The organism is Streptomyces sp. WAC05292, assembly GCF_003949955.1.
Lineage (GTDB): Bacteria > Actinomycetota > Actinomycetes > Streptomycetales > Streptomycetaceae > Streptomyces > Streptomyces globosus.
The window spans coordinates 1-9,821 of sequence record NZ_RPSE01000231.1 but is presented as its reverse complement, the minus strand read 5'-3'; the positions used below and the strand labels follow the sequence as shown (position 1 = coordinate 9,821).

The 9,821-nt window shown below is 74.4% G+C and carries 9 protein-coding genes, 2 rRNA genes and 1 pseudogene; 2 read left to right on the top strand and 10 right to left on the bottom strand.

The window, feature by feature from the left end; genetic code table 11:
* Positions 1-66 precede the first annotated feature (66 nt).
* Both EF903_RS21710 and EF903_RS21705 read right to left on the bottom strand, forming a co-directional pair.
* On the bottom strand, positions 67-882 hold the full coding sequence (locus EF903_RS21710; protein ID WP_125545661.1) for a TlyA family RNA methyltransferase: 816 nt from the start codon (positions 880-882) through the stop codon (positions 67-69).
* A gap of 7 nt (positions 883-889) precedes the next feature.
* On the bottom strand, positions 890-1,168 hold the full coding sequence (locus EF903_RS21705; RefSeq protein WP_125545659.1) for a hypothetical protein: 279 nt from the start codon (positions 1,166-1,168) through the stop codon (positions 890-892).
* 65 nt (positions 1,169-1,233) lie between these two features.
* Between EF903_RS21705 and EF903_RS21700 the strand changes: the two genes are divergently transcribed.
* Positions 1,234-1,581, top strand: coding sequence for an SCP2 sterol-binding domain-containing protein (locus tag EF903_RS21700; protein ID WP_125545657.1), 348 nt, complete (start codon positions 1,234-1,236; stop codon positions 1,579-1,581).
* Between the two features lie 24 nt (positions 1,582-1,605).
* Here EF903_RS21700 and EF903_RS21695 read toward each other — a convergent pair whose 3' ends face one another.
* The 4 genes from EF903_RS21695 to EF903_RS21680 all read right to left on the bottom strand — a co-directional run bounded on the left by EF903_RS21695 (position 1,606) and on the right by EF903_RS21680 (position 5,697).
* Positions 1,606-2,469, bottom strand: a complete 864-nt coding sequence (locus EF903_RS21695; protein ID WP_125545655.1) for an ABC transporter ATP-binding protein — start codon at positions 2,467-2,469, stop codon at positions 1,606-1,608.
* Positions 2,466-3,533: an iron chelate uptake ABC transporter family permease subunit gene (locus EF903_RS21690; protein ID WP_125545653.1), complete on the bottom strand. Its 1,068-nt coding sequence runs from the start codon at positions 3,531-3,533 to the stop codon at positions 2,466-2,468. The genes EF903_RS21695 and EF903_RS21690 overlap by 4 nt, the downstream gene beginning before the upstream one ends.
* On the bottom strand, positions 3,530-4,579 hold the full coding sequence (locus EF903_RS21685) for an iron ABC transporter permease (protein ID WP_185902758.1): 1,050 nt from the start codon (positions 4,577-4,579) through the stop codon (positions 3,530-3,532). The genes EF903_RS21690 and EF903_RS21685 overlap by 4 nt, the downstream gene beginning before the upstream one ends.
* Before the next feature lie 86 nt (positions 4,580-4,665).
* Positions 4,666-5,697, bottom strand: a complete 1,032-nt coding sequence (locus tag EF903_RS21680; protein ID WP_125545650.1) for an HAD-IIA family hydrolase — start codon at positions 5,695-5,697, stop codon at positions 4,666-4,668.
* 119 nt (positions 5,698-5,816) lie between these two features.
* Here EF903_RS21680 and EF903_RS21675 point away from each other — a divergent pair, with 119 nt between their 5' ends.
* The gene (locus tag EF903_RS21675; RefSeq protein ID WP_125545648.1) at positions 5,817-7,088 is read left to right on the top strand and encodes a DUF1015 family protein; all 1,272 of its coding nucleotides are present in this window, start codon (positions 5,817-5,819) and stop codon (positions 7,086-7,088) included.
* A gap of 67 nt (positions 7,089-7,155) precedes the next feature.
* On the opposite strand, the gene EF903_RS34760 is transcribed toward EF903_RS21675, so the two are convergent.
* The 4 genes and pseudogenes from EF903_RS34760 to EF903_RS21660 form a co-directional block, all read right to left on the bottom strand.
* Positions 7,156-8,016, bottom strand: a complete 861-nt coding sequence (locus EF903_RS34760; RefSeq protein ID WP_260615745.1) for a tetratricopeptide repeat protein — start codon at positions 8,014-8,016, stop codon at positions 7,156-7,158.
* Positions 8,017-8,529: 513 nt separating this feature from the next.
* A pseudogene (locus EF903_RS35920) lies at positions 8,530-9,342 on the bottom strand (hypothetical protein); the annotation flags it as partial.
* 169 nt (positions 9,343-9,511) lie between these two features.
* Positions 9,512-9,628 (bottom strand): 5S ribosomal RNA (gene rrf / locus EF903_RS21665).
* A 106-nt stretch (positions 9,629-9,734) separates the two neighbouring features.
* Positions 9,735-9,821 (bottom strand): 23S ribosomal RNA (locus EF903_RS21660); the annotation flags it as partial.

Below are 9,821 nucleotides of genomic sequence, written 5' to 3'. Positions count from 1 at the left end.
GAACCGGCGGAGCCGGCGCTGCCGGCTCCGCCGGTTCCGTCCCGCCGTTCGATCCCGCTGAATCTGTCACTGCGGCCCCTCCGCCACTGCACGGTCGACATCCGCCGGGTCGAGTGCCGGTGCTCCCGCCCGCAGCCACAGAAAGTACTCGACGTTGCCCGAGGGCCCGGGCAGCGGACTGGCGGTCACCCCGAGCACGCCGAGGCCGAGCCGGGCCGCCTGCGCGGCGACACCGCGCACCGCCTCGGCCCGCAGCTCGGGGCTGCGGACGACGCCGCCGCTGCCCAGGCGCTCCTTGCCGACCTCGAACTGCGGCTTGACCATCAGGACCAGGTCGGCGCCGGGCGCGCAGCAGGAGACGAGCGCCGGCAGGACCAGTCCGATCGAGATGAACGACAGGTCTCCGACGACGAGGTCGACGGGGACGCCGTCGATCTGCTCCAGGGTCAGCTCGCGGACGTTGGTGCGGTCCTTGACGGTGACCCGATCGTCGCTCTGGAGCGACCAGGCGAGCTGTCCGTAGCCGACGTCCACGGCCATGACGTGGGCGGCGCCGGCGCGCAGCAGCACGTCGGTGAAGCCGCCGGTGGAGGCGCCGGCGTCGAGCGCCCGGCGGCCTTCGACGACGAGCCCGAGCGGCCGGAAGGCTGCGAGCGCGCCGGCCAGCTTGTGCCCGCCCCGGGAGACGTACTCGGGGTCGCTGTCGTCCTTGAGGACGACGAGGGCCGCGCTGGTCTCGACCTGGGTGGCCGGCTTGGTCGCGGTGGTGCCGCCGACGGTGACGCGGCCCGCGGCGATCAGCTGGGCGGCGTGCTCGCGCGAGCGGGCCATGCTGCGGCGTACCAGTTCGGCGTCCAGGCGGCGGCGTGCCACTCCTGCCACGTTCGGTTCAGCTCCTGTTGTCGTTCGGTCCGGGGGCGGGCGGTGCGTCCAGCGCGGTCAGCGCCTCGCGCAGGCCCCTGTGCACATCCTCGTACACGGCGGCGTGCCCGTCCGCCGGGAGGTGGTCGGCGTCCGCGAGGCGCTCCAGGCGGGCGTCGACCTCCGGGTGCCCGGTGGGCGTGCGGACGACGCCCAGCGGCGCCGGCGCGGCGGGCTCCGCCGGGTCCGCGGGCTCCGCCGGGTCCGCGGCGGGCTCCGGGGGTGCGGCGGCGGCTTCGTCGGTCATGCCCCGACGCTACCCCGAAGCGCGCGGGCGCCGCCGCACCTCCCTGCGGTACGGTCGAGATCACGATGGCTACGATCGATGAGTGCCGAGCCGCACTCGACCGACTCTCCGACAACCTGGCGCGGGCCGACGGCGACGTGCGCGGTGCGGCCGCGCTCGACCGCTCCCTGAGCTGCCACGTCACCGACCTGGACCGCACCTTCACGGGCCGCCTCGACGGGGGCCGGATCCGGGTGGAGGGCGTCGCGGCGGGCCCGCCGGCCGGCAAGGCGGACATCCGGCTGGCGATGACGGGCGACGACCTGGTGGCGCTGGTCGCGGGCGAGCTGAATTTCGCCCGCGCGTGGGCCTCGGGCCGGGTCAGGCTGGAGGCGGGCCTGCGCGACCTGCTCCGGCTGAAGAAGCTCCTCTGACGGCGGCCCGCCCGCGGCCCCCGCTCAGGCGCCGGCGGCCGCCTCCGCCGCCGCGGGCGCGGGCGCGGCCTGCCTCCGGGACGGCTTGCGGGCGGCGGGAATGACCAGGGGCGTGCCCGTCTCCGGATCGTCGATGATCTGGCAGCGCAGCCCGAACACCCTCTCCACGAGTTCCGCGGTCACGACCTCGGCCGGCGGGCCCTGCGCGATGACCTTGCCGCCGCGCAGGGCGATCAGGTGCGTGGCGTAGCGGGCGGCGTGGTTGAGGTCGTGCAGCACGGCGACGAGGGTCCGGCCCTGGTTCTCGTGCAGTTCGGCGCACAGGTCGAGCACGTCGATCTGGTGCTGGATGTCCAGGTACGTCGTCGGCTCGTCCAGCAGCAGCAGCGGCGTCTGCTGGGCGAGCGCCATCGCGATCCACACGCGCTGCCGCTGCCCCCCGGACAGCTCGTCCACCGTGCGGTCGGCGAGCTCGGCGACGCCCGTCGAGGCCATCGACTCCAGGACGACCCGCTCGTCCTCCTGCGACCACTGCCGCAGCAGCCCCTGGTGCGGGTAACGGCCTCGGGAGACGAGGTCGAAGACGGTGATCCCGTCCGGCGCGACCGAGGACTGCGGGAGCAGGCCGAGGGTCTTGGCGACCTTCTTCGCCGGCAGGGAGCCGATGGCGTGCCCGTCGAGCAGCACCTGCCCGGCGGACGGCTTCAGCATCCGCGACAGGGCGCGCAGCAGCGTGGACTTGCCGCAGGCGTTGGGGCCGACGATCACCGTGAACGAGTTGTCGGGTATCTCCACCGACAGGTTCTCGGCGATGACCCGCTGCTCGTAGCCGAGGGTCACGTTCTGCGCGGACAGCCGCTGCACGTGCGTACTCCTTGAGTTCGTCATATACGTCCCGCCCTGCGCTCGGTGACGAGCAGCCAGAGCAGATAGGCGCCGCCGACCAGCCCGGTCAGCACGCCGACGGGCAGCTGGTCGGCGCCGAAGGCCCGCTGCGAGGCCCAGTCGGACAGCAGCAGCAGGACGGAGCCCATCAGCGCGCCGGTGGCCAGGTTCGACCCGGGCGAGCGGGTCAGCCGCCGGGCCAGCTGCGGTGCGGCCAGCGCGACGAAGCTGATCGGCCCGGCGGCGGCCGCCGCGGCGGTGGTCAGCAGGACGGCCGCCAGCATCAGCAGCATCCGCATCCGCTCGACCCGGACTCCGAGGGCGTACGCGGCGTCGTCGCCCATCTCCGCGATCCGCAGCGCCCGCCCCTGGGAGAGGACGAGCGGGAACAGCACGGCGCAGGTGCCCAGCAGCGGCCACACCTGGCTCCAGTCGCGGCCGGCCAGCGAGCCGGTCAGCCAGACCATCGCGCGGGTCGCCTCGATGAACTGGGCCTTGGTCAGCAGCCACTGGATCCCCGCGATGAGCATCGCGGAGGCGCCGATGCCGACCAGCACCAGCCGGTAGCCGTGGATGCCGCGCTTGTAGGACAGCACGTAGATCAGGACGCCGGTGACCAGGCCGCCCACGAGGGCGCCGCCGGCGACGGCCGTCGCGCCGCCCTTGAACAGGACGATCACGAGGAGCGCGCCGACGACCGAGCCGTACCCGAAGCCGAGCAGGTCCGGGGAGCCGAGCGGGTTGCGCGAGACGGACTGGAAGACGGCGCCGGCCATGCCGAGCGCGGCGCCCACGAGCAGCGCGACCAGGACCCGCGGCAGCCGCAGGTCGTTGACGATGAAGTCCTGCGCGGGGGTGCCGTTGCCGAGGAGGGTCTGCACGACGTCCGCCGGGGCGATCTCGAAGTCGCCGGTGCCGATCAGCACCACCGACAGGGCCGCCGCGGCGGCGGCGAGGAGCAGCCCGGTCAGCAGCGCCCGCGGCTCCGCCCGAAGGGACAGCCCGCCGGGTGCGCGCACGGTCCGGGAGCGGGACCGCGTCCGGCCCGTGGGGAGTTCGACGGTCACAGCTGGGCCATCCTCTTGCGCCGGACGAGGTGGATGAAGACGGGGCCTCCGATGAGCGCGGTCACGATGCCCACCTGGAGTTCGGCGGGCCGGGTGACGATCCGGCCGACGACGTCCGCGCCGAGCAGCAGCACCGGCGACAGGACCGCCGAGTAGGCGAGCACCCACCGCATGTCGGGCCCGGTGATCAGGCGGGCGAGGTGCGGGATCATCAGCCCGATGAAGACGATCGGACCGCAGGCCGCCGTCGCCGCCCCGCACAGGAGGGTGATGGCGACCATGGCCCCGATGCGGGTGCGGGTGAGGTTCGCGCCGAGGGCGCGCGCCGTGTCGTCGCCCATGGACATCGCGTTGAGCGGGCGGCCGAGCGCCGCCGCGAGCAGCGCCCCGGCGAGCAGGAAGGGCGCCACCTGCCGGACGGTGTCCATGTTGGCCGAGGCCAGCGAACCGACCGTCCAGAAGCGGAGCTTGTCGAGCGCCTTGCTGTCCAGCAGCTGCACCGCGTTGATGTAGCCGACCAGGGCGGCACTGGCCGCGGTCCCCGCGAGCGCCAGCCGGACCGGGGTCGCGCTGCGGCTGCCGCCGAGCACGTACACGACGACGGAGACGGCGGCGGCGCCGAAGAGCGCGAACCACACGTACTCGGTGAGGGTCGAGGCCCCCAGGAAGCTGATGGCGGACACGACTGCGGCCGCGGCGCCGGCGTTGACGCCGAGGATGCCGGGCTCGGCCAGCGGGTTGCGCGTCAGCGCCTGCATGACGGCCCCGGAGAGGCCGAGGCCCAGGCCGACCATCAGCCCGAGGATGGTCCGCGGGACGCGCAGGTCCCGGACGACCACGTCGGAGGTGGTCCCCGAGTAGTGGAAGAGCCCGTGCCACACCTCGTCGAGGGGCATCTGCTTGGCGCCGACGGCGATGCTCGCCACGAGGACGAGCGCCAGCACCGCCAGGGCGGCCAGCAGGCCGGCGGCGCGCGCGGCGTGCCGCTTGCGGATGGCTGCGGCGCCGGGCGCCGCGCTCTGTTCGGGAGGACTCTCGACCAACACGCGGTTAGGTTAGCCTAGCCTCCGCGATTTTCGGCCATCGAAGGCCGCCCGACCCTGCGCTCACGCACACGGCGCCCGCTGTCCCGCTACAGCCCGGTGCGGTCCAGTGCCGCGGCGGCGTCGAGGGTGCAGGAGCCGTCCCCAGCGGCCGTCCAGGCCGCCGCGCACAGCGCCCGCAGCCCGTCGACCGGGTCGCCGGCGCCGTCGAGGCGCAGGGCCCCGTCCGCCGCGGCCGCCGTCCAGCCGCCGCACCGGAAGCCGTCCCCGGCCGCCTCCACCTCCGGCTGTCCCGTCAGCAGGCCGCGCAGGTCGCGGTCGACGTACGTGGGCCGGTGGCGCGGCTCGGCCCGCAGCAGCTGCGCGCCGTCGGCGATGCCGGTGAGGACGAGCAGCGAGTCGACGCCCCCGTTGAACGCCCCCTCGATGTCGGTGTCCAGCCGGTCCCCGACGACCAGCGGCCGCCGCGCCCCGGTCCGCAGGACCGTCTCCCGGTGCATCGGGGGCAGCGGCTTGCCGGCGACCTGCGGCTCGGCGCCGGTGGCGATCCGCACGACCTCGACCGCCGCCCCGTTGCCCGGCCCGATACCCCGCGCCTGCGGGATCGTCAGGTCCGTGTTGGAGGCGAACCACGGCACCCCGCGCCGGATCGCGAACGAGGCCTCCGCGAAGCGCCCCCAGGGCAGTTCGGGCCCCCCGTAGCCCTGGACGACCGCGGCGAGTCCTTCCTCGTCGGCGGATTCGACGGGCTCCAGGCCGCGTTCGCGCAGCGCGACCCGCAGCCCCTCCCCACCGATCACCAGCACCTTCGCCCCCGGCTCCACCTGCTCCGAGATCAGCCGGGCCACCGCCTGCGCGGAGGTGATCACGTCGTCGGCGCCGGCCGGGATGCCCAGCTCGCTCAGGTGCGCGGCGACCGCGTCCGGGGTGCGCAGCGCGTTGTTCGTGACGTACGCCAGGTGCATCCCGCCGTCGCGGGCGGCGGCCAGCGACTCCACCGCGTGCGCGATCGCCTCACCGCCCGCGTAGACCACGCCGTCGAGGTCGAGCAGGGCCGTGTCGTACGCCTCGTGGAGGCTGCGCTCGCTGCCCGCCGGAATGGTCCTGATCCGCCGCGTCATCGTGTCCGCTCCCTCTGTCCGCCCGGCCCGATCGTCTCTGACCGAATCCTGCCGCATGTGCTCCGAGATCTTTTCCACACGATCATCCCGCATGCCGAGACGCCCCTTACCATGCACCAATGACCACCTCTGCCACCTTGCCCACCGGGCTGCGCCTGCTCCCCTTCCCCGGTCTGCGCTACGTCCCGGAACGCGTCGGCAGCCTGGCCGCGGTCACCTCTCCGCCGTACGACGTGGTGGTGCGCCCCGACGGCGTCGACTACCTGGAGTCGGCCGATCCGCACAACATCGTCCGGCTGATCCTGCCGCAGGCCGACACCCCCGCGGCCCGGAACGAGCAGGCGGCGCGCACGCTGAGGGACTGGCTGGACAAGGGGGTGCTGAGCGCGGACCCGGAGCCGGCGCTGTACGTGTACGAGCAGCGCAAGGGGCCGATGGTGCAGCGCGGCCTGATCGGCGCGCTGGCCCTGTCGGCGGCGGAGGCGGGCGTGGTGCTGCCGCACGAGGACGTCATGCCGCACGTCGTGACGGACCGGGCCGGGCTGATGCGCGCCACTTCGGCGAACCTGGAGCCGTTGCTGCTGACGTACCGCGGCGGGGATGCGGGCGCAGGGGCGGCGGAGGTCGTGGAGCGGACGGCGCTGGGGGCGCCGCTGCTGGCGACCACCACCGAGGACGGTGTCCGGCACCGCCTGTGGGCGGTCACCGACCCGGCCGAGCAGGAGGCGGTGGCCGCGGACCTGGGCCGCCGTCAGGCGCTGATCGCGGACGGGCACCACCGCTGGGCGACGTACCTGCGCCTGCAGGAGGAGCACCCGTCGCCGACGGACTGGGATTTCGGGCTGGTGCTGCTGGTGGACACGGTGCGCTACCCGCTCCAGGTGCGGGCGATCCACCGGATGCTGCGCCGGCTGGCTCCGGCGGATGCGCTGGCCGCGGTGGAGGGCTCGTTCCGGGTGCGCCCGGTGGAGGGCCCGCTGCCGCTGGCGCTGGAGGCGCTGGCGGATGCCGCGGAGCGCGGCAACGCCTTCCTCGTCGCCGGGGACGGCTCGTTCCACCTGGTGACGGATCCGGATGCGGGGCTGCTGGAGCGCACGGTCCGCCGGGACCGGCCGGAGGCGTGGCGCCGGCTGGACGCGACGGTGCTGCACGCGACGCTCCTGGACGCCGTGTGGCGGATCCCCGACACCCCCGACCAGATCACCTACATCCATGACGCGGCGGCGACGGTGGAGATGGCGGAGCGGCACGGCGGGACGGCGGTGCTGCTGCATCCGGTGCGGGAGGAGGTCGTGCGGGGGCTGGCCCGGCAGGGCGTGATGATGCCCCGCAAGTCGACCTCGTTCGGTCCGAAGCCGGCGACGGGCCTGGTCCTGCGCAGCCTGGGCTGAGGCCCGAGGAGACGCCGGAGGGCGGCACCCCGGTCGGGGTGCCGCCCTCCTGTCGTCGGGTCCGGGCTCAGGCGCCGTCGCCCGGGCGCTCCGCTTCCCCGTCGCGGCGGGCGCCGGTTTCGGCGTCGGCGTCGGCGTCGGCCTCCGGGGCGTCGAGCGGCTCGTACTCGTCGTCGTCCTCGTCGTAGTACTCGGCCTGGTCGGCGGCGCGCTCGGCGGCGGCCACTTCGGCCGGGTCCTGGCCGTCGTCGCCGTCCTCGTCCTCTTCGACGGCCTCGTCGAGGGCGTCGACGAACTCGACGCCGTCGATCTCGGCGAGGCGGTCGGAGGCGTCGGTGGCGCCGTCCTTGTCGGCCTCGACGGTCTTGGCGAACCATTCGCGGGCCTCGTCCTCGCGGCCGGCGGCGAGGAGCGCGTCGGCGTACGCGTAGCGCAGGCGCGCGGTCCACGGCTGGACGGAGGAGGAGGCGAGCTCGGGGCTCTGGAGGGTGACGATGGCGGCGTCGAGCTGGCCCATGTCGCGGCGGGCGCCGGCGGCGACGAGCCGCATCTCGACCTGGCCGGCCTTGTCGAGCTTCTGCACCTCGGGCTCGCCGGCCATGGCCAGGGCGCGCTCGGGGCGGCCGAGGCCCCGCTCGCAGTCGGCCATGACGGGCCACAGCTCGACGGAGCCGGTCATGCGCTTGGCGGCGCGGAACTCGGCGAGGGCCTCGCTGTACTTCTGCGTGGCGTACGCGGCGAAGCCGGCGGCCTCGCGGACGGCGGCGACGCGGGAGGCCAGGCGCAGGGCGATCCGCGCGTAGGCGTACGCCTGCTCGGGGTCCTCATCGATGAGCCGGGCCACCATGACGAGGTTCCGGGAGACCTCCTCGGCGAGCCCCTTGGGCAGGCTCAGGAGCTCCTGGCGGACGTCGGCGTCGATCTCCATGCCGGTGACGTCCTCGTCGATGGGGAGGCGCTTGACGGGCTCGCGGTCGCGGTCGCCCCGGAAGTCCCGGTCCCCGCGGTCGCCGCGGTAGCCGCCGCGGTCGTCGCGCCCGCGGTAGCCGCCGCGGTCGCCGCCCCGGTCGTCACGACGGGGGTAGGAGGGACGGTCGCCCCGGTCGTCGCGGCGGAACCCGCCGCGGTCGTCGTCCCGGCGGAACGAGGGACGGTCGCCGCGGTCGCCGCGGTCGTCGCGGCGGAAGGGCGGCCGGTCGCCGCCGCGGTCGTCGCGGCGGCCGTACGAGGGCCGGTCGTCGCGGCGCGGGTACGAGGGACGCTCACCGCGGTCGTCACGGCGGAAACCCGGACGGTCGCCACCGCGGTCGTCACGGCGCGGGTAGGAGGGACGGTCGCCCCGGTCGTCGCGGCGGAAGGGCGGACGGTCGCCGCCCCGGTCGTCACGACGGGGGTAGGAGGGACGGTCGCCCCGGTCGTCGCGGCGGAACCCGCCGCGGTCGTCGTCCCGGCGGAACGACGGACGGTCGTCGTCGCGCCGCGGGTAGGAGGGACGCTCACCGCGGTCGTCGCGGCGGAAGGGCGGCCGGTCGCCGCCGCGGTCGTCGCGGCGGCCGTACGAGGGCCGGTCGTCGCGGCGCGGGTACGAGGGACGCTCACCGCGGTCGTCGCGGCGGAACGGCGGACGGTCGCCGCCCCGGTCGTCGCGGCGCGGGTAGGAGGGACGGTCGCCCCGGTCGTCGCGGCGGAACCCGCCGCGGTCGTCGTCCCGGCGGAACGAGGGACGGTCGTCGTCGCGCCGCGGGAACGACGGACGGTCGTCGCGGCGGAAAGGCGGACGGTCGCCACCGCGGTCGTCGCGGCGCGGGTAGGAGGGGCGGTCGCCGCCCCGGTCGTCACGGCGGAACCCGCCGCGGTCGTCGTCGCGGCGCGGGTACGAGGGACGCTCCCCCCGGTCGTCGCGGCGGAAGGCGGGACGGTCGTCGCGACGCCCATAGGAGGGGCGGTCGCCGCCCCGGTCGTCACGGCGCGGGTAGGAGGGACGGTCGCCGCCCCGGTCGTCACGGCGGAACCCGCCGCGGTCGTCGTCGCGCCGGCCGTAGGAGGGGCGGTCCCCCCGGTCGTCGCGGCGGAAGGGCGGACGGTCTCCACCTCGGTCGTCACGACGGAAACCGCCGCGGTCGCCACGGTCGCCGCCGTGCGAACGGCCGCCGCGGTCGTCGCGGCGGAAACCGCCCCGGTCGCCGCCACGGTCGTCACGGCCCCCGCGGTAGCCGCCCCTGTCACCGCCGTCGTTGCGACGAGGCTCGCGCTCCGGACGATCGTCGGGAGAGTTGGACATGGGTGTGACTCCTGTCTTCGGGGTACCGCTAGTCATTCTCGCGCAACCTACCCCCGGCCGCGCTTCGACATATTGAAGAGAAAAAACAAAAAGGGCCCGTGGTCCAGCGTTGAACGCTGGACCACGGGCCCTTTGAAAGATTGTTCGGCGGCGTCCTACTCTCCCACAGGGTCCCCCCTGCAGTACCATCGGCGCTGAAAGGCTTAGCTTCCGGGTTCGGAATGTAACCGGGCGTTTCCCTAACGCTATGACCACCGAAACCCTATCGGTTTCGAGCGAACAAGCACACTCTGTAGTTGTGTTCCAGCTCTAGAAACCGGCAACTGTTCGTTGCTTCAGAACTAACACAGTGGACGCGAGCAACTGAGGACAAGCCCTCGGCCTATTAGTACCAGTCAGCTCCACCCGTTACCGGGCTTCCACATCTGGCCTATCAACCCAGTCGTCTACTG

Coding starts and splice junctions, on each gene's coding strand:
- EF903_RS21705 (WP_125545659.1), bottom strand. CDS start 1,168: ATGACCGACGAAGCCGCCGCCGCACCCCCGGAGCCCGCCGCGGACCCG.
- EF903_RS21700 (WP_125545657.1), top strand. CDS start 1,234: ATGGCTACGATCGATGAGTGCCGAGCCGCACTCGACCGACTCTCCGAC.
- EF903_RS21695 (WP_125545655.1), bottom strand. CDS start 2,469: ATGACGAACTCAAGGAGTACGCACGTGCAGCGGCTGTCCGCGCAGAAC.
- EF903_RS21680 (WP_125545650.1), bottom strand. CDS start 5,697: ATGACGCGGCGGATCAGGACCATTCCGGCGGGCAGCGAGCGCAGCCTC.
- EF903_RS21675 (WP_125545648.1), top strand. CDS start 5,817: ATGACCACCTCTGCCACCTTGCCCACCGGGCTGCGCCTGCTCCCCTTC.
- EF903_RS34760 (WP_260615745.1), bottom strand. CDS start 8,016: ATGGAGATCGACGCCGACGTCCGCCAGGAGCTCCTGAGCCTGCCCAAG.